General features: G+C 68.1%; 23 protein-coding genes. 19 read left to right on the top strand and 4 right to left on the bottom strand.

Going from position 1 to position 20,367, the window contains the following annotated elements; genetic code table 11:
- Window positions 1-6: 6 nt before the first annotated feature.
- From WH5701_RS04375 to WH5701_RS04355, 5 genes are read left to right on the top strand one after another with little or no spacing between them, the layout of a single operon-like run.
- Window positions 7-939, top strand: coding sequence for a branched-chain amino acid ABC transporter permease (locus WH5701_RS04375; protein ID WP_006170789.1), 933 nt, complete (start codon window positions 7-9; stop codon window positions 937-939).
- Window positions 936-1,817, top strand: a complete 882-nt coding sequence (locus tag WH5701_RS04370; protein WP_006170788.1) for a branched-chain amino acid ABC transporter permease — start codon at window positions 936-938, stop codon at window positions 1,815-1,817. Before WH5701_RS04375 ends, WH5701_RS04370 begins: the two co-directional genes overlap by 4 nt.
- The gene (locus tag WH5701_RS04365) at window positions 1,817-2,614 is read left to right on the top strand and encodes an ABC transporter ATP-binding protein (protein WP_006170787.1); all 798 of its coding nucleotides are present in this window, start codon (window positions 1,817-1,819) and stop codon (window positions 2,612-2,614) included. The genes WH5701_RS04370 and WH5701_RS04365 overlap by 1 nt, the downstream gene beginning before the upstream one ends.
- Window positions 2,611-3,357, top strand: a complete 747-nt coding sequence (locus tag WH5701_RS04360; protein ID WP_006170786.1) for an ABC transporter ATP-binding protein — start codon at window positions 2,611-2,613, stop codon at window positions 3,355-3,357. Before WH5701_RS04365 ends, WH5701_RS04360 begins: the two co-directional genes overlap by 4 nt.
- On the top strand, window positions 3,350-4,486 hold the full coding sequence (locus WH5701_RS04355) for a hypothetical protein (protein WP_006170784.1): 1,137 nt from the start codon (window positions 3,350-3,352) through the stop codon (window positions 4,484-4,486). Before WH5701_RS04360 ends, WH5701_RS04355 begins: the two co-directional genes overlap by 8 nt.
- A 9-nt stretch (window positions 4,487-4,495) precedes the next feature.
- Here WH5701_RS04355 and WH5701_RS04350 read toward each other — a convergent pair whose 3' ends face one another.
- Window positions 4,496-4,936, bottom strand: a complete 441-nt coding sequence (locus WH5701_RS04350; protein WP_006170782.1) for an Rrf2 family transcriptional regulator — start codon at window positions 4,934-4,936, stop codon at window positions 4,496-4,498.
- Between the two features lie 24 nt (window positions 4,937-4,960).
- The gene (locus tag WH5701_RS04345; RefSeq protein WP_006170781.1) at window positions 4,961-6,526 is read right to left on the bottom strand and encodes a UbiD family decarboxylase; all 1,566 of its coding nucleotides are present in this window, start codon (window positions 6,524-6,526) and stop codon (window positions 4,961-4,963) included.
- A 53-nt stretch (window positions 6,527-6,579) separates the two neighbouring features.
- Here WH5701_RS04345 and WH5701_RS04340 point away from each other — a divergent pair, with 53 nt between their 5' ends.
- From WH5701_RS04340 to sds, 5 genes are all read left to right on the top strand, one after another.
- On the top strand, window positions 6,580-7,335 hold the full coding sequence (locus WH5701_RS04340; RefSeq protein WP_006170779.1) for a 2-phosphosulfolactate phosphatase family protein: 756 nt from the start codon (window positions 6,580-6,582) through the stop codon (window positions 7,333-7,335).
- Between the two features lie 82 nt (window positions 7,336-7,417).
- Window positions 7,418-8,236, top strand: a complete 819-nt coding sequence (locus tag WH5701_RS04335; protein WP_006170778.1) for a carbon-nitrogen hydrolase family protein — start codon at window positions 7,418-7,420, stop codon at window positions 8,234-8,236.
- A gap of 59 nt (window positions 8,237-8,295) precedes the next feature.
- Window positions 8,296-9,345, top strand: coding sequence for an N-acetylmuramoyl-L-alanine amidase (locus tag WH5701_RS04330; RefSeq protein ID WP_006170776.1), 1,050 nt, complete (start codon window positions 8,296-8,298; stop codon window positions 9,343-9,345).
- Window positions 9,345-10,175 carry a glutamate racemase gene (gene murI, locus WH5701_RS04325; protein ID WP_006170775.1) on the top strand — a complete coding sequence of 277 codons (831 nt, stop codon included), beginning with the start codon at window positions 9,345-9,347 and terminating at the stop codon, window positions 10,173-10,175. Before WH5701_RS04330 ends, murI begins: the two co-directional genes overlap by 1 nt.
- A 23-nt stretch (window positions 10,176-10,198) precedes the next feature.
- The gene (gene sds, locus WH5701_RS04320; RefSeq protein WP_006170773.1) at window positions 10,199-11,170 is read left to right on the top strand and encodes a solanesyl diphosphate synthase; all 972 of its coding nucleotides are present in this window, start codon (window positions 10,199-10,201) and stop codon (window positions 11,168-11,170) included.
- Here sds and WH5701_RS04315 read toward each other — a convergent pair.
- On the bottom strand, window positions 11,167-11,595 hold the full coding sequence (locus WH5701_RS04315; protein ID WP_006170771.1) for a DoxX family protein: 429 nt from the start codon (window positions 11,593-11,595) through the stop codon (window positions 11,167-11,169). The genes sds and WH5701_RS04315 overlap by 4 nt on opposite strands.
- 86 nt (window positions 11,596-11,681) lie before the next feature.
- Here WH5701_RS04315 and WH5701_RS04310 point away from each other — a divergent pair, with 86 nt between their 5' ends.
- The 9 genes from WH5701_RS04310 to WH5701_RS04270 all read left to right on the top strand — a co-directional run bounded on the left by WH5701_RS04310 (window position 11,682) and on the right by WH5701_RS04270 (window position 19,559).
- Entirely contained in the window at window positions 11,682-12,047 is a 366-nt protein-coding gene (locus tag WH5701_RS04310; protein WP_006170769.1) for an MliC family protein, read from the top strand.
- Between the two features lie 112 nt (window positions 12,048-12,159).
- On the top strand, window positions 12,160-13,062 hold the full coding sequence (locus WH5701_RS04305; protein ID WP_006170767.1) for a helix-turn-helix domain-containing protein: 903 nt from the start codon (window positions 12,160-12,162) through the stop codon (window positions 13,060-13,062).
- A 70-nt stretch (window positions 13,063-13,132) separates the two neighbouring features.
- Complete coding sequence (locus WH5701_RS04300) at window positions 13,133-13,795, top strand: trans-aconitate 2-methyltransferase (RefSeq protein ID WP_006170765.1); 663 nt, start codon at window positions 13,133-13,135, stop codon at window positions 13,793-13,795.
- Between the two features lie 56 nt (window positions 13,796-13,851).
- Window positions 13,852-14,757, top strand: a complete 906-nt coding sequence (locus WH5701_RS04295; protein WP_232201780.1) for a hypothetical protein — start codon at window positions 13,852-13,854, stop codon at window positions 14,755-14,757.
- 26 nt (window positions 14,758-14,783) lie between these two features.
- Window positions 14,784-15,731 (top strand): DMT family transporter, encoded by a 948-nt coding sequence (locus tag WH5701_RS04290; RefSeq protein ID WP_006170761.1) that lies wholly within the window; start codon window positions 14,784-14,786, stop codon window positions 15,729-15,731.
- Between the two features lies 1 nt (window position 15,732).
- A complete protein-coding gene (locus WH5701_RS04285; RefSeq protein WP_006170759.1) occupies window positions 15,733-16,560 on the top strand; it encodes an META domain-containing protein in 828 nt (275 codons plus the stop codon).
- Window positions 16,557-17,558, top strand: coding sequence for a retropepsin-like aspartic protease (locus WH5701_RS04280; protein WP_006170757.1), 1,002 nt, complete (start codon window positions 16,557-16,559; stop codon window positions 17,556-17,558). The genes WH5701_RS04285 and WH5701_RS04280 overlap by 4 nt, the downstream gene beginning before the upstream one ends.
- Window positions 17,559-17,568: 10 nt before the next feature.
- On the top strand, window positions 17,569-18,888 hold the full coding sequence (locus tag WH5701_RS04275; RefSeq protein ID WP_006170756.1) for a zinc ribbon domain-containing protein: 1,320 nt from the start codon (window positions 17,569-17,571) through the stop codon (window positions 18,886-18,888).
- Window positions 18,885-19,559 (top strand): hypothetical protein, encoded by a 675-nt coding sequence (locus WH5701_RS04270; RefSeq protein WP_156776542.1) that lies wholly within the window; start codon window positions 18,885-18,887, stop codon window positions 19,557-19,559. Before WH5701_RS04275 ends, WH5701_RS04270 begins: the two co-directional genes overlap by 4 nt.
- 27 nt (window positions 19,560-19,586) lie before the next feature.
- On the opposite strand, the gene WH5701_RS18320 is transcribed toward WH5701_RS04270, so the two are convergent.
- The coding region (locus tag WH5701_RS18320; protein WP_232201779.1) for a transposase at window positions 19,587-20,367 on the bottom strand (781 nt) is incomplete at its 5' end.

The raw sequence follows: 20,367 nt of genomic DNA, 5'->3' as shown, positions 1-20,367 counted from the left end.
CCCAGCGTGGTTCATCTCCTGCAGATTCTGATCAACGGACTGGCCTCGGGGGCGGTCTATGCCCTCTTCGCCCTCGGCTACACCCTGGTGTTCTCGGTGCTTGGGGTGATCAACTTCGCCCATGGGGCGATGTTCACGATCGGGGGTTACCTCACTTACCTGCTGATCGGTGGCGCGGTGGGGGCCAATGGGCTGCTGGCGGGCTGGCAACTGCCCATTGCCCTGCCGTTCTGGCTGGCCCTGGCCCTGGCCGGAGCCGGCTCCGCCCTGGTGGGCCTGGGGGTGGAGGCGGTGGCCTTCCGCCCCCTGCGCCAGCGCAACGCCGAACCGTTGCTCTACCTGATCTCCAGCCTGGGTGCTGGGGTGGTGCTGGTGAACCTCGTGCAGCTGCTGATGGGAGCTGAGAGCTACTCGATTCCTGCCTCCACCCTGGCGGCCCTGCCGCCGGCGCTGAGCCTGGGCGGCGCCCAGATCCGCACCGTGCAATTGCTTCTGCTGCTGGTTGCCGCCCTGTTGCTGGTCCTGCTCACTCTCTGGCTGGAGGGCAGCCGCAACGGCAAGGCCCTGCAGGCGGTGGCGGAGGATCCCACCACCGCCCGCCTGCTCGGGATCGATTCCGGCGCCATGATCCGCCTGGCCTTCGCACTGAGCGGGTTCCTGGCTGGCGTGGCCGGCGGGCTGGTGGGACTGAGCGTGAGCATCGCCGGGCCTTACTTCGGCATCGGCTACGGGCTCAAGGGTCTGGGGGTGCTGGTGCTGGGCGGGCTGGGCAGCGTGCCGGGGGCGGTGCTCGGCGGCCTGATCGTGGGGCTGGCTGAAGCGCTGGTGCCCTCGGAGCTCTCCGGCTACAAGGACGGTGTGGCCTTTGCGATCCTGTTTCTGGTGCTGCTGCTCCGGCCCCAGGGATTGCTCGGCAAACCCCTGGCGAGCAAGGTGTGAGCGATCTCTCCCTTCTGGTGCAGATGGGCTTCGGCGCCCTGCTGGCCCTCTCGGTCTACCTGCCGCTGCGCTGCGGTCAGCTCTCACTCGCCACACCGGGCTTCTATGTCATCGGCGGTTATGTGGCCGCCCTGCTCTCCACCCGCTGGCCCGCCCTCTGGGGCGATGGGGCCGGCTACCCCCTGACCTCCCTGGCCCTGGAGCTGCTGCTGGCGGCCCTGGTGGCAGCGGCTGTGGCCCTGGTGCTCGGGCGACCCGTGCTGCAGCTGCGCGGCATTTACCTGGCCATCGCCACCATCGCCCTGGTGGAGATCCTGCGGGTGCTGAACCTGAACCTGGAGTGGAGTGGCGGAGCCGTGGGCATCTTCGGCATTCCCCAGCCCTTCGCCGGCCCAGGGGGCTATGCCCTGGCCACCGGGGTCCTGCTGGCGCTGGTCTGCTGGCTCTGTGCCCGGCTGGAGGCCATGCGGCTGGGACGGGCGATGGCGGCCATCCGCGATGACGAACTGGCAGCCCGCTGCATGGGCATTCCCACCGCCGATGTGAAACTCACCGCCTTCGTGCTCAGCGCCGTGATCGCCGCCCTCACCGGTGTGCTGGCCGCCCACTTCCTCAACACCTGGAACGCCCGTCAGGGCAGCTTCGATGCCAGCGTCACCACCCTGGCGTTCGTAGTCTTCGGGGGCTCCCGGATCTGGCTGGGGCCTGTGCTGGGGGGCCTGGTGATCACGGCCTTGCCAGAACTGCTGCGGCCGGTGGGGGATCTGCGCCTGATCCTCTTCGGCCTCGTGATCCTGGTGGGGCCGATCCTCTTTCCCCAGGGCCTGGTCACCCCGGAGCGCTTCGCCAGGCTCCGGGACGCGCTGCGACGACCCTGATGCCGGCCGCCTCAGCCCAAGGAACGGCTGCAGCTCCCCTGCTGGTCCTGGAGGAGGTGAGCTGCCGCTTCGGCGGCCTGCTCGCCCTTGATCGGGTGTCCCTTCAGGTGCAGCCGGGCGAGATCTTCGGTCTGATCGGCCCCAACGGAGCCGGCAAGACCACCCTGTTCAACCTGATCTCCGGTGTGGGCAGGCCCACGGCGGGGTCGATCCGCTGGGGTGAGGGAGCGATCGACGGACTGCCCCCCGACCAGATCAACCGGCTGGGGATCGGCCGCACCTTCCAGAACCTGCGCCTGTTCCAGCGGCTGAGCTGCCTGGAGAATGTGCTGATCGGCCTGCACCACAGCGCGCGCTCCCCACTGCACGCGGCCCTGCTGGGGGGACGATCGTTTCGTCAGCGCCAGGGGGAGTTGCGCCAGCAGGCACTGGAGCTGCTGGAGCTGGTGGATCTGACTTCTGCGGCCAGGCTGCCGGCCGGCAGCCTGGCCTATGGGTCGCAGCGGCGGCTGGAGATCGCCCGCGCCCTGGCCACTGCCCCGCGCCTGCTGCTGCTGGATGAACCAGCCGCCGGCATGAACCCGATCGAGAAGGAGGAGCTCTCGGCCCTGATCCGGAGCCTGCGCTTCCGCTTCGATCTCAGCGTGCTGGTGATTGAGCACCATGTGCCGCTGATGATGCGCCTCTGCGACCGGCTGGCGGTGCTGAATTTCGGCCGGCGGATCGCCCTGGGCACGCCTGAGAGCGTGCGCCATGACCCGGCGGTGATCGAGGCCTATCTGGGGGTGAGCCCTTGAGCGCCAACGCCGCCCCGCCGCTGCTGGCCCTGAGGGATGTCTCGGTGCGCTATGGGGCGATCAGCGCCCTGAGCGGCGTCGATCTGCACATCCACGAGGGGGAGCTGGTGGCCCTGCTGGGCTCCAACGGTGCCGGCAAGAGCACCACTCTGCGGGCGATTTCGCGGCTGGTGAAGCCGGAGGCGGGGCGGATCGAATGGAACGGCCGCTCCCTGGCCAGGACCGCCACCGAGGGAACGGTGCGGCTCGGGATCGGTCACTGCCCGGAGGGGCGGCGGGTGCTGGCCCGCCAGACCGTGGCGGTGAACCTGGAGCTCGGGACCTACCTGCGCCGCGATCGGCGCGGGATCGAGCAGGATCTTCAGCGCTGTTACGAGCTCTTTCCCCGCCTGCGCGAGCGCCGCTCGCAACCGGCCGGCAGCCTCTCGGGCGGCGAGCAGCAGATGCTGGCGATCGCCCGCTCGCTGATGGGACGTCCGCGGCTGCTGCTGCTGGATGAACCCAGCCTGGGGCTGGCACCGATGCTGGTGGCCGAGGTGATGGCAATCCTGCAGCAGCTTCATCGCGAGGGCCTCACGATCCTGCTGGTGGAGCAGAACGCCCAGGCGGCCCTGGCCATCGCTGACCGGGGGGTGGTGCTCCAGGCCGGCAGCGTCAGCCTCAGCGGCAGCGCCGCCGAGCTGCTGGCCCATGAGGACCTCAGGACCACCTACCTGGGAGCTGAGGAGCCAGGCGATGGCTGATCTGATCCGGCGGCTGCTGATCAGCCGCTGGAGCCTGCTGCTGCCCTTCACCCTGCTGACGCTGCTCTCCGTTGCCTTTCCCGCCCAGGAGCGGATCCCGGTGCTGCTGAGCTTCGGGCTCCACGGGCTTGGGCTGGTGCCCCTGGGGCGAATGATCGCCGTGCTGGTGGACGCCCTGGCCCAGCGGCTGGGAAACCGGCTCGGGGGTCTGGTGGGGGTGGCTCTGGGCAACCTGGTGGAGCTGGTGGTCTCGTTCACCGCCCTGAACAGCGGCCTCTACCCCCTGGTGGTCACCAGCCTGGCGGGAGCGGTGATCACCAACTGCCTGCTGGTGCTCGGGCTCAGCACCCTGGTGGCCAGCCGCCGGGTGATCGCGGTGCCGATCCACGCTCACAGCACCCAGCTGCAGACCCAGCAGCTGCTGATCAGCACCATTCTGCTTTCGGTGCCTTCGATCTTCCTGCTTCATCAGGGAGAGGGAATCTCCGCGGGCTCGGACCGCTTCGAAGGCTTCGCCCTCTATTCAGCCCTGGTGGCGGCCCTGGTGCTGGGGTACTACCTGCTCTCCTTCGTCTATCAGCTCGGCACCCACCGTCGGTTGTTTGCCGGAGTCGAGGCGAGCGGTGGAATCCAGATGGTCAGCGCGCATGGCCGGCAACGAGCCTCGCTGGCCACGATCCTGGTGCTGATCGCCCTGGTCAGCCTGCTGCTGGTGGGGGTATCGGAGGCCCTTGTGAGCTCCCTGGAGCAACTGGTGGCCCAGCTCGATCTGAATCCCCTGTTCGTGGGACTGGTGCTGCTGCCCCTGTTCGGCAGCTTCGCGGAAGCCGTGGTAGCCGTCCAGGCGGGCCGCAACGGCACCATGGATCTGGCCATGAGCAGCACGGTGGAATCCAGCCTGCAGCTGCTGCTGTTCGTGCTGCCGGTACTGGTCCTCTCGGGGATGGTGATGGAGCGCTACCTGCATCTGGCGTTCCCTCCGGTGGCCCTGGCCTGCCTGGGCTGCACGGTGCTGATGGTCGACTGGATCAGCAAGGACCGCCAGCTCAGCTGGTACGAAGGGCTGCAGCTTCTGCTCCTGTATGCCAGCTTCGCGATCGGGGCTCTGCTGCTGCCGGCAGCCCCTTGAGCGGCGCTCTCAGCCCAGCATCAATCCCCCCTCCTGGCGCAGGCACTCCTGGGTGCTGCGCAGGTCGTAAAGCAGCTCCTCGAGGGTGAGCCTGGCCAGCTCCCGCTCCAGGGCCAGCTGCAGCCGCCGCTCCAGGGCCAGGGCCACCTGCTCCCCCGCCTGCTCCGATGGCGCCGTCACGGCTGGAGGCTGGGAGGGGTCTGCCTCCACCGCCTGAAGCACCTCCAACAGGGGGATGGCGGCGGCGGTGCGCTGAAGCCTGTAGCCGCCATGGCGACCCCGGCGGGCCTCCACCAGCTTAGCGCGGCGCAGCTGCAGCAGCACCTGCTCGAGCATCGGCTCGGGGATCGCCAGGCTGGCGGCCAGGTCGGGCCCCGAGCGCCAGCTCTCGGGCTCCAGCGCCAGTTCCAGTAACGCCTGGATCGCCTGCAGGCCCCGGCGCTTGAGCATCACGGCCTGGGAGGGAGCATCGGCCTAGGCGCCGGGGACGGCCAGCCGCTCGAGCACGTGTTCAAGGGTGTAACCGAACAGCACCGGATCGGGATCACGGGCATCGATGTCGGCGAGACCCAGCTCGGCCCAGCGCCGGTCGACCCGGGCCTCCTGCTCAGCCGTGCGCCGCAATGGTTCGCCCCAGTCGTGGCGCTTCTCGGGGCCGATCTTGGTGGTGGCATCGATCGCCAGACGGCCACCGAGCCCGAGCCGCTCGCTGGCGAAATCCAGGGTGTCGAAGGGGGTGTCCTCGAGCACGAACAGATCCCGCTGGGGATCCACCTGGGCGCTGATCGCCCAGATCACCTGGCGCGGATCGCGGATGTTGATCGTCTTGTCGACCACCACCACGAACTTGGTGTAGGTGAACTGGGGCAGGGCACTCCAGAAGGCCATCGCCGCCCGCTTGGCCTGGCCGGGGTAGGCCTTGTCGATGGCAATCACCGCCAGCTTGTAACTGAGGCCCTCCATCGGCAGGAAGAAATCGACGATCTCCGGCACCTGCTGGCGCAGGATCGGCGTATAGATCCGGTTGAGGGCGATCGCCAGCATCGCCTCCTCCTTGGGCGGGCGGCCGCTGAAGGTGGTGAGAAAGACCGGGTCACGCCGCTGGGTGACGCAGTGGAAGCGCACCAGGGGGGAATCCTCCAGGCCGCCATAGAAGCCCATGTGATCGCCGAAGGGGCCATCGGGGAGCACCTCGCCCGGCGCGATCGTGCCCTCCAGCACCACCTCGCTGTGGCTGGGCACCTCCAGGTTGAGCGTCTTGCACTTCGCCAGGCGCACCCCCTCTCCGGCATAGATGCCGGCGAACAGCCACTCGCTCAGCTGCACGGGAATCGGGGTGGCGGCGGCCATCACCAGCAGGGGGTGCACGCCGATCGCCACCGCCACCTCCAGGGGCTTGCCCAGGGCCGCGGCTTTGCGCAGGTGGCGGGCGCCGCCGCGCACGCTCAGCCAGTGCACAGTCATCGTGTTCACCGACTGGCGCTGCAGGCGGTACACGCCCACGTTGGGCACCCCCGTTTCCGGGTCCTTGGTGATCACCAGGCCAAGGGTGACCACGCCGCCGGCATCACCAGGCCAGGGGCGCAGCAGCGGCAGGGCATCGAGATTCACCTGCTCGCCCTTGAACACCTGCTGGTGGCAGGGGGGAAGCAGGTCGAGGTCGGGGCGGGCCTTGACGACATCCCAGAGCACCCCGCCGAAACGGACCGCCTCGCGCAGGCCCTTGGGGGGGCGGGGTTGCTGCAGCAGGGCCAGGCGCTCCCCCAGGTCTTCCAGCTGCTCGGCCCGCTCCAGGCCCATGCTCCAGACCACCCGCTCCACCGTGCCCAGCAGGTTGACCGCCACCGGCATCGAACTGCCGATCACGTTCTCGAACAGCAGGCCGGGTCCACCGCGGGCCAGCACCCGGTCGGCGATGGCCGCCAGCTCCAGGTCGGGATCCACCGGCGCAGTGATTCGCCGCAGCTGGCCGCGCTGTTCCAGCAGCGCCAGAAAACCGCGCAGGTCTCGGGTGGTGCTCCGCGGCAACACTGCCTGCATCGGTTCAGATCCGTTGCTGCCTACTGTGGCGCACCCTCCCCGCCTGCCGTGCCGTGCTGATCCATACCTTCCACACCTCCGAATGCGTGCCGGAAGCGGGAGGTGCCGAAGGCGGCAGCCCCGATGCAGCGGTGGTGATCGATGTGCTGCGGGCCACCACCACCATGGCCTGGGCCCTGGAGAACGGCGCCGAGGCGATCCAGGCCTTCGCCGACCTCGAGGCCCTCAAGACCAGCGCCGCGGCCTGGCCCTCCGAGCGCCGTCTCACCGCCGGTGAGCGCGGTGGGGCCAGGGTGGAGGGCTTCGATCTGGGCAACTCGCCCCTGGGCGTGACCCCGGAGCTGGTGGCAGGCAAGCGCATCTTCATGAGCACCACCAACGGCACCCGCTCCCTCGATCGGGTGCGGGATCTGCCCTTGCTCCTCACCGCCTGCCTGCCGAACCGCACTGCGGTGGCCAAGCGGCTGATCGAGCGGGGTGTCGAGAACGTCTGGATCGTGGGCAGCGGCTGGGAGGGTGCCTATTCGCTGGAGGACAGTCTGGCGGCGGGTGCCGTGGGCGCCGCGTTGTTCGAGCTGGCCCCTGCCGCGGGGATCAACGTGACGGCGGGCAACGACGAGATGGTGGCGGCCCTGGCCCTCTGGCAGCAGTGGCGGCACGACCCCGAGGGCTGCCTGCGCACCGCCAGCCACGGCCAACGGCTGGAGAGGCTCGGCAACCACGACGCCGATTTCCAGTGCTGTGCCGCGCTCGACACCCTCACGATCGTGCCCATGCAAGCCGAACCCGGGGTGCTCAAGGCCAGCTGAGACCAGCCCGTGAGGGGGCCGTGCAGGCCGGAACCCTGCCGGACCTCCCCCTAAAGTTCCGCCGACCTGGCACTTCCCTCCGGTGACGAGCTTTCTGGCTGCCGCAGTGCAACTCACCAGCACGCCCGATCCGGACGCCAACTTCGCCGCAGCCGAAGAGCAGATCGAGCTCGCCACCCGGCGCGGCGCCGAGCTGGTGGGCCTTCCGGAGAACTTCGCCTTCATGGGCGACGACAACCGCCGCCTGGAGCTGGCCCCCAGCCTGGCGGACCGCTGCAGCCGCTTCCTCGTCACCATGGCGCGGCGTTACCAGGTGACCCTCCTCGGCGGTGGTTTTCCCGTGCCCGCCGGCGAGCGGGTCACCTACAACCGGGCGGAACTGGTGGGCCGCGACGGCCAGCTGCTCGCCCGCTACGACAAGATCCATCTCTTCGATGTGGATCTGCCCGACGGCAACACCTACAGGGAATCGGAAACCGTGCGATCCGGCACCGCCCTGCCGCCCGTGGTCGATGCCCCCGGCCTCTGCCGGATCGGCCTCTCGATCTGTTACGACGTTCGCTTCCCTGAGCTCTACCGCCACCTGGCCGGTGCCGGCGCTGAGTTGATCATGATTCCGGCTGCCTTCACCGCCTTCACCGGCAAGGACCACTGGCAGGTGCTGCTGCAGGCTCGGGCAATCGAGAACACCGCCTACGTCCTGGCTCCGGCCCAGACGGGCCTGCACTACGGACGCCGCCAGAGCCACGGCCACGCTCTGGTGATCGATCCCTGGGGCACGGTCCTGGCCGATGCCGGCATTGGTGTCGGGCTTGCGGTGGCCCCCGTCGACCCTGACCATGGCCAGCGGGTCCGTGCCCAGATGCCGAGCCTCAACCACCGTCGTCCTTCGCTGTTCTGATCCTGAGCAAGCCACGCCTACCCCGTCTCGGCCCGCTGAGCACCGTTCTCCTCGGTGGAGTGCTTCAGGCCGCCCTGCTACTGGCCGCTTTGCCGGCACGGGCGGCCAGTGCCCTGGCGGCCTGGCGCATCAACAGTGATGGGGTGCTGGAGCTGCGCACCTCCCCGTCGATTTCCCTGCAGGCCTTCTTCGAGGCCGGCCGGGGCAACACCGGGCCCAGGGTGTGGGTGGATCTGCCGGGAGCCCCCAGCCGCACCCGCAGCATCCGCGGCAACGGCGTCCTGCGGGAGGTCCGCATCGGCAAGCCGGATCCCAGCACCACCCGGCTGGTGCTCGAGTTCCAGCCGGGCACCCAGCTCGATCCCAGACGATTGAGGTTGGTGGGCACGGCCAGGGACCGCTGGAAGCTCGAATTCGAGGGTCTTCCCAATCGAAGCCTGCGCACCATGGGTGAGGGGGATGTGAACGCCGTCTCCGTGCCGTGGCGGTCGAATCCGGGCTTCACCCCCGGCTACCGCAGGACACCCCTCTCCTCAGCCGGACTTCCCGATGTGCCCCGCGGACGTTACCGGGTGGTGATCGATCCGGGCCACGGGGGCCCCGACCCCGGGGCGGTGGGCATCGGTGGGTTGCGCGAAACCGATGTGGTGCTCGACATCAGCCTGCAGGTGGCGCGGCTGCTCCAGGCCAAGGGGGTCCAGGTGTTGCTCACCCGCACCTCGGAAATCGACGTGGACCTGCCGCCGCGGGTGTCCCTGGCCAACAGCAGCAGGGCGAATGCCTTCGTGAGCATCCACGCCAACGCCCTCAGCATGGCCCGGCCGGATGTCAACGGGATCGAAACCTTCTACTTCCAGAGTTCACTCTCCAGAGCTCTGGCGGCCGCCATCCAGTCGGAAGTGCTCGCGGTGTCACCGGGGAGTCCTGATCGGGGGGTCCGTACGGGACGGTTCTTCGTGATCCGCCGCACGGTGATGCCCGCCGCCCTGGTGGAAACCGGGTTCGTCACCGGCGACATCGACTCCCCCCGCCTGGCCACCGCCTCCCACCGTCAGCGGCTGGCCCAGGCGATCAGCAGCGGTATTCTCCGTTATCTGGCAGGGGGCTGATGGAGCAGCGTATCGGCCTGCTGGACAGCGGATTGGGCGGGCTGACGGTGTTGCGGCGGATGCTTGAGCATCATCCCGACCTCCCCTTCGTGTACCTGGGAGACACCGCCCGTGTGCCCTACGGCCATCGCTCCCCCAACGAGATCCGCCGGATCGCCGCAGAGGTGGTGGGCTGGTTGCGGGAGCAGCAGGTGGATGCGGTGCTGATGGCCTGCAACACCACCAATGCCCTGGCCTTCGACATCGCCGAGGCCGAAGCCGGTGAAGGCGTGCCTGTGTTCGGGCTGATCGACTGCGTGGCCAGCCAACTGCAGTGCCAGCGGGTGGGGGTGCTCGCCACTCCCGCCACGGCCAGCAGTGGGGCCTATGGACGGGCCCTTCGCCAGGCCGATCCCTCCTGCCATGTGATCGAGATCGGCTGTCCGGCTTTCGTGCCCCTGATCGAAGACGGCAATTTCGCCGATCCACGCCTGCGTGCCGCGGCGATCGCTTACCTGGAGCCGCTGCTGGCGGAGCGGGTGGAGGCGATCGTGCTGGGCTGCACCCATTACCCCCTGTTGGAGGAGCTGCTGCGTGAGCTGCTTCCTCCTGAGGTGGTGCTGGTGGATCCAGCTCAGGCCGCGGTGGCTCAGCTGGGCCACCGGCTGGGCAAGTCACCCGTCTACCAGGCCCCCTGCTGCGGTCTTCATCCCCGGGAGGTGCCTGTGGAGCGTGGGCGATTCTGCGTCACGGGCGATGCCGAGGCCTTTGCGCTGGCCGCAGCCCCCTGGCTGGGCTGGCAACCCCTGGTGGAGCAGGTCTGCCTGCGTTCGTCGGTGGGAGCCTTCTAGGATCTGCTCACCGGGCGGGAGACATGGCCACCGTTGCAGAGCTGCTCCAGCCGGTCGAGAACGACCTGGAAACCCTGCTGAGCGATCTGCGCAGTCTGATCGGAGCAGGGCACCCCATTCTTCAGGCAGCAGCCGAGCACCTGTTCAGCGCTGGAGGCAAACGGATTCGCCCCGGCATCGTGCTGCTGCTCTCCCGCGCCCTCTCCCCCGACGGTGAACTCTCCAGCCGCCACAGGCGCCTGGCGGAGATCACCGAGATGATCCATACCGCCTCGCTCGTTCACGATGACGTGGTGGATGAGGCCTCCACCCGCCGCGGAGTGGACACGGTGCACAGCCGCTTCAACAACCGACTGGCGGTGCTCGCCGGCGATTTCCTCTTTGCCCAGGCCAGCTGGCACCTGGCCAACCTCGACGACCTCGCGGTCGTCAAGCTGCTCTCACGCGTGATCATGGACCTGGCCGATGGCGAGGTGCGGCAGGGCCTCTACCGCTATGACACCGGCCAGAGCTTCGAGACCTACCTCGACAAGAGCTACTGCAAGACGGCCTCTCTGATCGCCAACAGCGCCAAGGCGTCCGGCGTGCTCAGCGGCCTCGCTGACGACCGCCTCGAAGACCTCTACCGCTTTGGGCGCCAGCTCGGCCTTGCCTTCCAGGTGGTCGATGACATTCTCGACTTCACCGGCAGCGACCAACAGCTGGGCAAGCCCGCCGCCAGCGATCTGGCCACCGGCTACCTCACGGCTCCGGTGCTCTATGCCCTGGAGGAACGTCCTGCCCTGGCGGGGTTGATTGAGCGTGAACTCTGTGAGCCCGACGATCTCGCCCAGGCCCTGGCCTTGGTGCGGGGCTGCGAGGCGATCCCCCGCTCGAGGGCCCTGGCCGAAGGGTTTGCCCGCGAGGCCGGTGAGGCCCTGCAGTGGCTCAGTCCCTCCGACTCGCGCACTGCCCTGCTCGGCCTGCCCGAGTTCGTGCTCAGCCGGCTCTATTAACGACGAAGCCTCGGCCGCCGCTCGCCCGGCTGATTGGCCACCAGCAGCAGACCCGCGATGATCGCCAGGTTCTTCAGCAGCTGGATGCGCTCGGCGGTGTCGCCCAGCTCGTTGTGGAAGATCAGGCTGGTGGGCACGAGGAAGACCAGCAGCAGCACCGCGCCCAGGCGCTGACGCCAACCCAGGATCAGCAGGGCCGATCCCAACGCCAGCAGGGCCATGGCCAGCACCAACAGCAGAGGGGCCAGGGGAAGACCTTTGGCGGCGATCTTGTCGGCCACCGCGGCAAAGTTCGTGAGTTTTCCCACCAGGGCATGCACGAACACCAGGGCGAGCAGAACCCGGGCCAACCCCTCGATCCAGGGGGTGGCCCGGGGGCGTTGCCCAGAGCGGGAGAGGCGCAGCGGGGGCCTGGAGCTCCTCATCGTGAATGGTGCATCGGCCTGCAGTCTGCTGGGACCAGATTGGGTCTCGTGATGGCACAGTGCAAGGGCACGGCAGGATCCACGCCATGGTCGGCCTTTCGTTGCTGCGTCCCGCGATGGTCCTGTCGCCCCTGGCCGCTGGCCTGGGCACCGTTTTGCTGCTCGCTCAGGCTTCCAGCGCCGAACCAGCGATCCGGGCGGAGTATCTCTGCAGCGGCTCTGGAGAAACGCTGCAGGCCACGGCCCTGTTCTTCCCCGAAGACCCACGGCAGGTGGTGCTGATCGTGGAGGGCCAAGCGGTGCGCTTGCCCCAGGCCCGCTCCGCCAGTGGCGCCCGCTACAGCTCCCTGGGCCAGGAGTTCTGGGTGAAGGGCCGGGAAGCCAGCTGGATCCGCACCCCCGCACAAGCGGAGCAACCGCTGACCTGTGTGGTCGTTCCCCCAGCCCGTTGAGCTCCTCCTGCGAGCACAACCTGACTGGGCAGGGAAAATGATGCAGCAGAGGCATCCGACGCCATCGGAGCTTCCCTTCATGATGGAGTGATCCATCGACCGCAACCCCAGCGTGAGCGAGCGCGCGTCCCACCCAGCGGAGCCCGGAGACTCGGCAGCCAAAGCCGACTCCTCCGCCTGTGAGCGGCTACCCATCCTGGTGAGCCTGGGCCGGGCGCTCGCTGAAGCCCGTGAGGCCCAGGGCATCCCGCTGGCCGTGCTGGCGGAGCAGAACTATCTCTCCGCTGACCGGCTCGAAGCCCTGGAATCAGGCGACCACACGCGGCTGCCCGAGCGGATCTACCTGATCGCCCAGGCCAGACGGGTGGCCACCAGCCTCGGCCTTGACGCCGACCAGCTGACCGAGCCCCTGCTGGACATCCACCTGCCTGGAGTGAAACGCACAGCCGCACCCACCGCGGCTCCCGTGGCCAGGGTGAGCCTGGCGGCTCCTGCCATGGCCCCCCGGGACCCCAGCAGCGCCGCCCAGCTTCAGCCAACCCGAAAGCGCCGACAGGTCGGGATGACCTGGCTGCTGGCAGGCGGTGCCGGTGTGCTGGCCCTGGTGGCCGGCCTGGCCTTCGGCTGGAAGCCCAGCCAACCCGCCGCCAGCAACCTGACGAGCCCACCCGTGGGCGCCGAGGCCAGCGAAGCCATCAGCCCTGCCAGCCAAACAAGCGAGCCAGCCAATACCGGCAAGCCCAGTCAGGGGAGCCTTCAGCTCAGCAGCCGGGAACCCAGTTGGCTGGAAGTGCGCAATGGCGAGGGCAAGGAACTGTTCCGGGGCCTGTTCACCGGCACCGGCAACTTTTCCCTGGGGGCAGGGCTTGAGGTGATGGCGGGCCGCCCGGATCTGATCACAGTGACCACAGCCTCAGGCGAGTCCCAGACCCTGGGCACGATCGAGCAGATCAGCTGGCAGCGGTTCTCCAGCAGCGGAGAGCGCCAACCTCCCACGAGCAGCTCCAGCCGCTGAAGCGACCAGAGGCAGACTGGTCAACACCTCCAGGAGCATCCCGATCGAGCGCGTCTGCGAACCCGAACTGATGGATGGGGTCGAGCAGGCCCGGGCCTACGCCGAGGCCGATTTCAGTGCCACCGACCAGGCCATGGTGGAGCGCATCGCCGTCTGTTTCGGCTCTCAGCTGGGGGAGCGGATCGTCGATCTGGGCTGCGGCCCCGGCAACATCACCTTTCGCCTGGCGAGCCGCTACCCCTCCAGCCAGGTGGTGGGGGTGGATGGCTCCGGCGCGATGCTGGCCATCGCCATCGCCCGCCTGGATCAGAAACGCCAGCATCAGCCACAGCAGGGTTCCCTGCCCTGCGGATCCGTGAGCTTCGAGCAGGCCCTGCTCCCCTCATCTCGGCTGCAGGGGGGCTATGACGCCGTGGTGAGCAACAGCCTTTTGCATCATCTCCACGATCCCCAGGCTCTCTGGAGCACGGTGCACCAGCTGGCGGCCCCCGGGGCCGCGATCTACATCAAGGATCTGCGTCGTCCCGCCAATCAGACCGCCCTTGAGCGACTGGTGACCACCCATGCGGCCGGGGCCCCAGCCGTGCTCCAGCACGACTACCGCCAGTCCCTGCAGGCCGCCTTCACGGCCCCGGAGGTGGAGGAGCAACTGCGTCAGGCTGGCCTCGAGCAGCTGCTGGTGAGGGAACTCGAGGATCGCTATCTGGAGATCATGGGACGACAATCGGCCTGAGCCGACCGTCAACCTTCCCACTACCCTCCCCCAAGTGATGTTCAAGACAGAAGCCCATGTTTCGCCCTGATCGCGGTTGGGTGTCGTTGCGGCATCAGGCCTTGCTCCTGCTTGGAATCGCCCTGATCCAGCCCCTGATCGGCCCTGGAATCGCCCTTGCCGAGGAGGAGACCACCGGCAACGCGGAAGAGGGGCCTTCCAGCACAGAAGGGAAAGAGACCGCCGAGGCCCCCTCTCCCTGGAGCGCCACAGCGGAGATCTACGGTTTTTTCCCTCTTCGCACCACCGGCAGCACCACCGTCAAGGGGCTGACCGCCGATGTGGACCTCGATCTCGAGCAGGTGCTGCGCCCGCTGACCATGGCGGCCTATGTGCGCGGCAGCGTCGAGTACAAGCGGCTGGGGCTGCTCACCGACCTGAGTTACGTGTCGGTGCGCGGGGAGGACGCCACCACATCCCCCTTAGGGAGGAGGAAACTGAGCGCGACGCTCAACAACATCCAGGGGATCTATGACGTGGCCCTTCGCTATCGCTTCGGTGACAGGGAACAGGCCATCGCCAAGGGCGGCAGCTTCAGCGTGATCCCCTATGCCGGCGTGCGTTTCGTCGACATGCGCTACGACCTGAGTGCCCAGTTCGACGGACCGAATCTGAGCCTCTCCCGCTCCAGGAGCTTCGGCGGCACCGTGACCCAGCCATTGCTGGGAACCCAGGCCAGCGTGTTTCTCTCGCCACGCTTGCGCCTGTTCGCCCGCGGTGATCTCGGCGGCTTCGGCGTCAACAACTCCGACGACTATTCAGCCAATGCCCAGGTAGGGGTTGGTTATGCGGTGGGCAACAACACCCAGCTCAATCTCTCCTGGCGCTACCTGCATCTGGGAGGCACCAACGATCAATCCCCGGAGAATGCCTATGACATCAACCAGAATGGAGTGGAGATGGGGGTGAAATTCTTTTTCTGAGTTGAGCCAAGGCAGGCCTTCCAGCCATGCGCCAGCCGATCCAAGCGAAGCGCTCAACCATGGCCTGGTTACCGCTGCTGCTTTACGTGGTGCTCAAGGGGCTCAACGCCACCGCCTTGAAAGGGCTGCAGGCCTTCGGGGCGACTCACCCGATCGGCGGCGAGAACCCGATCAGCTTCTGCAACGTCTTCTTCGTGGCCCAGCTGATCGTGGGCCTCACGGTGTTGCTGCCCGGACGGGCCCAGCTGCCGCAGGTACTGGCCAAGCTGGAGGGGCGCGATCGCCGTCTGCTGGCGCTGGACACGGTGCTCGGGCTGTTCCTGGGACCCGTGGCCTTCTACTTTGCCCTGGAGTCCCTTTCGGTGATCAGCCAGACCCTGCTGTTCGCCTTGGTGCTGCCGCTGTCGGCACTGCTGGCCAGGCGCCTGCTGGGGGAAACGCTGCCGCGGGGGTTCTGGCTGAGCTTCGGGCTGATCGTGCTCGGGCTGCTGCTTCCCCAGCTGGCAATGGCCGGCATGGGCGGACCGATGGATGAACTGCTGGGGGTGGTCTGGGCGCTGGTGGGGGTGGTCGCCTTCGCGGGGGCCGGGGTGAGCGGCCGTGCCATCGCCCAGCGCGGCTGGCCGGCGGCCCTCACGGTGGGGCTCACCACCACGGTCTCAGCCCTGGTGTTCGGCGCCCTGGCCCTGATCCTGTTCGGACCCTCCCATTTCCACCTGCTCAACGCCGCGTGGGTGGTGGGAGTGATCGTGATCTATGGACTCGGGCTGTCCCTGGGCAGTGAACTGGCCCTGCGCCAGGCCTACCGCCACTGGAGTGTGGCCCAGGTGTCGTTGTGGGGATCGCTGACGATCGTGGTGGCCGTGATCAGCGCAGCCCTGGTGCTGGGGGAGGCCATCCACCCCATCACGGTCATCGGGCTGCTGCTGGTGCTGCTGGGCACCAGGATGGGTGCCACGGTTGACAGGGCTTGACGTGACAAGACGCAGCGCAGGGGCAGGGGCTTCACTCGGTCTTGCCCTGGGGGCCCTGCTGGCGATCACGGTCAGCCCGCTGCCGGCCGAGACCAGGCAAGCGGGTGAGCCAGCCTCCGAGCTGCCGCGACCATCGCCCCTGGAGGGGAGTGCCTGGCTGCTGGAGTCGATCCCGGGACAGAGAACGTTGGTGACCCCAGCTCCGACCCTGCGCCTGGAGAAGGGCCGCATCAGTGGCAGCGACGGCTGCAACCGCTATTCCGCTTCCGTGCAGGTAAGGGGCTCCCTCTTCCGGGTGAGCGAACAGGGCCCCTCCACCCAGATGGCCTGCCCCGAAAAGCAGATGCGTCAGGCCCAGGCCTTCAGGGCAGCCCTCACGGCGGCCAGGGGCTACAACCTCCGAAACGGCCAGCTGGAGCTGATGGCCGCCAATGGCACTCCAGTGGTCCGCTTCCGGCCCCAGCCCCAGGAGATCGCCGGCGCCCTCTGGATCGTCACCGGGCTCAACAACGGCAAGCAGGCGGTGGTGAGCACCCTGACGGGGACCACCCTCAGCCTGGAGCTCAGCGCGCGCGGGCGTCTGGCGGGAACGGCTGGATGCAACCGCTACACCGCAACGGCGGTGCTCGGCCAGGGAACGATCCAGGTGGGGCCGCCGGCGGCAACCCGCAGGATCTGCGTGCGGCCCCGGGGAGTGATGGAGCAGGAGATCCAGTTTCTGAGCGCCCTTGAATCTGCCAGCACATGGCAGATCGAGGCGAATCGTCTGGAGCTGCGGCGGCCCGATGGGGCCCTGGCGGTCATCCTTCGCCGCGCCGACGGCAGATGATCAGCAGGGCTGCGGCGCTGGGGCTGGGGCTTGCTCTGGGGCTCGTTGGCGTGCAGCCCGCAGGGGCCTCCCCAGGCTCCATAGAGACCACCACAACAGCGGCCCTGATTCAGCTTGGGGGACCGCCCCTGGCGTCTGGGCGCAGCAGCGGCCAGGTGAACATCCCCCTCGAACGGGCCAGCGGCGGTGACACCCCCGTGCTCAGCCTCCAGAGCGGCGGCGGCATGGTGCGGTTGATGCTCGACACCGGGGCCTCCACCACCCTGGTGAGCCCCGAGCTGGTGCGCCGGTTGAACCTCGAGAGCCAGCTCGTGGATCCGAAGACCTTCGCGCTCGCCGGTGCCGGTGAGGCCTGTCCAGACCTCAAGCCCCAGCGGGTGAAACTGCCCGAACTGGTGATCGCCTCTGATGGTGAACGGCTCCAGCTCAGCGGCATGGAGGCGCTGGTGCTGCCGGTGGCTGGATTGCCCCCGGGGGTCGACGGTGTTCTGGGGGCCCCGCAGCTGCGCCAGCAGCCGCTCTGGATCGACCCCCACGGCCAGCGCCTGAGCCTGGGACCGCTGGCCCTCGCCGATGCCGAGCGATTTCGACGGGGAGACCATGCCGGGGACGTCACCACCCTGCCGCTGGTCTGGCGCCAAGGGGTGCCGCTGCTGCCCCTGGGCACACCGGCGGGCTCGGCCCTCGCCCTGGCCGACACTGGCGCCGAAGGGCTGTTCATCACGACGGCCCTGGCGGCTCGGCTGCAGCCGCTGGCAGCAGCCAGGGCTCTGCGGCTCGCGGGGTTCTGCGGCGAGCAGAGGGCCCGCCGCCAGCCCCTCTCGGGCCTGGCGCTGCCAGGAGGCGATCCAGGCCAGCCTGTCGAGGCCATCGTGACCGCCAACCCAATCTTCGCGAGCCTGCGGGTGGAGGCGATCGTGGGGCAGGAGCTGTTGCGCCGTCGGGCCCAGCTCTGGCGACTGGACGCGGTGCCTGCGACGCTGAGCCTCTGGCCCTAGGGCAGCGCCGATGCCGCAAGGATTCCCGTTCACCGCCCCCCTGTCCCACGCCTGGCGCCGGCTGGGGCGCCAGATCAGGGGGCTGCTGCAGCGCTCGGGAACCCTGAACGGCCAGCCCCTGAACAAGGCCAGCCTGCTGGTGATCGTGCTGGTCGATCTGGTGTTGCTGGTCAACATCTTCAGCGGCATGGCCGCCATCGCCGAGTGGCCCCTGAGCCCGCAGCAGGCCTTTCCCTGTCAGGCCGAGTGGAGCCTCTACCGGGAGGGCAACAACGACCGGCTGGAGCGGGACCTGGCGATCCTGCGCCGGGCCATTCCGCGCCGTGCACCGGGGGAACCGCAGGCTTCAGCCCCCGAACCTGGCGTCCGCGCCGGGGCCCTCGAGGCCAGCCGTGACCACCTCGGCCGGGTTGCGCCCATCTGTCTGGACTTCGCCGGCCATCAGGACCTCATCGCCGCCCAGCCGGAGCTGCGCCAGCGGCAGAGGGAGCTGGATGTGGCCGAAACCGAGATCACCACCCTGGAGCAGGGCAACGCCGCGATCCGCTCCCAGTACGACTCCAGCCTGCTGGAGCAGATCGCCGGTCAGCCGGCCTCCAAGGCCATCCAGGAGGTGCCGGCCTCGCAGGCCCGGCGGCGGATCGAAGCCAACAACGCCCGCATCGGTGCCCTGCGGGCCGAGGTGGTGACGCTCAGCCAGCAGCTGCTGGAGGCCAGCGAGAGCCAGTCCTTCCTGACGTTCCTGAACCGCAGCGGCGGCTACGAGGCGATGGAGCGGGCCTTCGCGAGGGCCCAGTTCTGGGCCCCCAGCCAGCGCCTGCTGCTGCAGGGCCTCTTCCTGATGCCGCTGGTGCTGCTGAGCCTGCTGATCCATCGCCACGCCCTGCGCAGGGGGCACGGCCTGCTGGCGCTGGTGAGCTGGCACCTGCTGGTGATTTCCCTGATCCCGCTGCTGCTGAAGCTGGCTGAAGCGGCCCAGATAGGGCTGATCTTCGAGCTGCTGCTGGCGGTGGTGCGGGCCATCGCAGGCAATCTGCGCTTCCTGGTGAGCTACCTCTACCTGCTGGCGGTGCCACTGGTGGGCTTCGCCCTGATCAAGCTGCTGCAGGCCCTGGTGTTCAACCCGAGGCTGCAGGCGGCGGAGCGGGTGCAGCGCGGCCGCTGTCTGCACTGCGCCCGCAAGCTCCCCAGCGGTGGCCGCCACTGCCCGCATTGCGGCTATGCCCAGTTCCGCGAGTGCGTCCACTGCCACGAGCCCACCCACCGGCACCTTCCCTATTGCAGCCGCTGCGGCGCCGCCCAGCTGGAGGTGGCACCCTCCCCGCCATGACATCCACCTCCCCCCAGCGGCCACGGCAGCGGCGAGGCTCCTGGCGGCTGCTCCCTTTCCTGCTGCTCCTGACCCTGACGGTGTCGTTGCTGCTGGCTCCCGCGCTGGCCGGCGCACCCGCCCCCGGCAGCAGTTACGCCCTGGCCCAGGCCGCGCCCTTCAACCGGCCCAGCCACTACCCGCTCAGCCAGCGCCCCGATTCACGCCTGTACCAGCCACACGCCGACTGGATCGGCCGGCTGATCCTGCCCAGCGTCACTGAAACCAGCCGGGAGCCCGGCGACTGGGTCTGGGTCGAGATCGAGCACGCTCCGCCCACGGCCCAGGGGCTGGAGGGACAGGTGCTGCACCTGGAGTGGGCTCAGCGGCCGGCCCTGCGGGAGCTGGTGGAGCGGGTGAGCACCGATGTGCGCTTCGCTGCAGCGGCGCAGGAGATCGAGGGGCAGGGCAACCTCCTGCCCCGGCGCCTGGATGGGCGCCTGCGGGTGGGACCGCTGCAATCGCTGGCGGGGGCACGCCCAAACGACGATCTGATCGTGCAGTTGGAGGAGGTGGAGCTGGAGCCGGGGGCGGATGGCTCCACCCGACTGAGCATCGGCCGGCCACCGCTGCAGATCAGCGGCCGCTATGTGGGGCCTCCTGAAAAAGCTATTGCTCGGGCCAGCCTCTGATCCAGAGATGCCTGCGCCGTGATCATCTCAGCATGTAGCCAAACTCAGTCCCGATGAAATGAGCAGCGTGGGACGCCTCTCAGAGGCGATACATGCCATTAGCAAGCCTTGGAGTATGGCAATCAATACAACAAGAAGCTCCAGGAGCTTCTCGAGGTTCATGACCAACAGATTTATGGCGATGGTGCAACCTGAGGTCTCGGCCAGCTTCTCACGAACGAGCCCAAGCCCGAAACGGCGCTTCCCTTGGCCGAACTTCCCCTCTACACCGTTGCGCCGCCTCTGATCATCTAGAGCGATCTTCTTCTCTGCAGCGACGAGATCAGGATCATTTTTTGGCCTGCCAAGACGCGGCCCGCTCAAGCGAATTCCATGCCTCATGCAAAAGGCGCGGTTGGATCGTGTGCGATAGATCTGATCAGCACAGACAACCTTTGGATAAAAGCCATGGCGACGGTGAAAAGTGCGTACCTGGGATTTTAGGTCTTCTCCTTCGTTGTAGGGATCCCAGCTGAGACGATCCAGGAATGCAAATCCATCGCCACTGACCGAGATCGAGATCTTGGCACCAAATTCAACATTATTTCTAGTCTTGCCACGAACGATTGGCCTGATGTGGGGTTGTGTCAAACTGACGATTCGATCCTGAATACTTCTGGTGTCTGAGTGATACAGGATCTTTTGCTGCCTCACCAGCTCACTGATCACCAACAGCTTGCGATACCAATGGCGACCAGCCGCCAAAACTCTTGCACCGCAGGCGATCAGAGCATCGATACTGGACAGGTTTCGAGCCAGATGCCGGAGC

It is taken from the genome of Synechococcus sp. WH 5701 (assembly GCF_000153045.1).
GTDB lineage: Bacteria > Cyanobacteriota > Cyanobacteriia > PCC-6307 > Cyanobiaceae > Regnicoccus_A > Regnicoccus_A antarcticus.
Note: the sequence above shows the minus strand (reverse complement) of the source record. Positions and strands in the feature narration are given on the sequence as shown.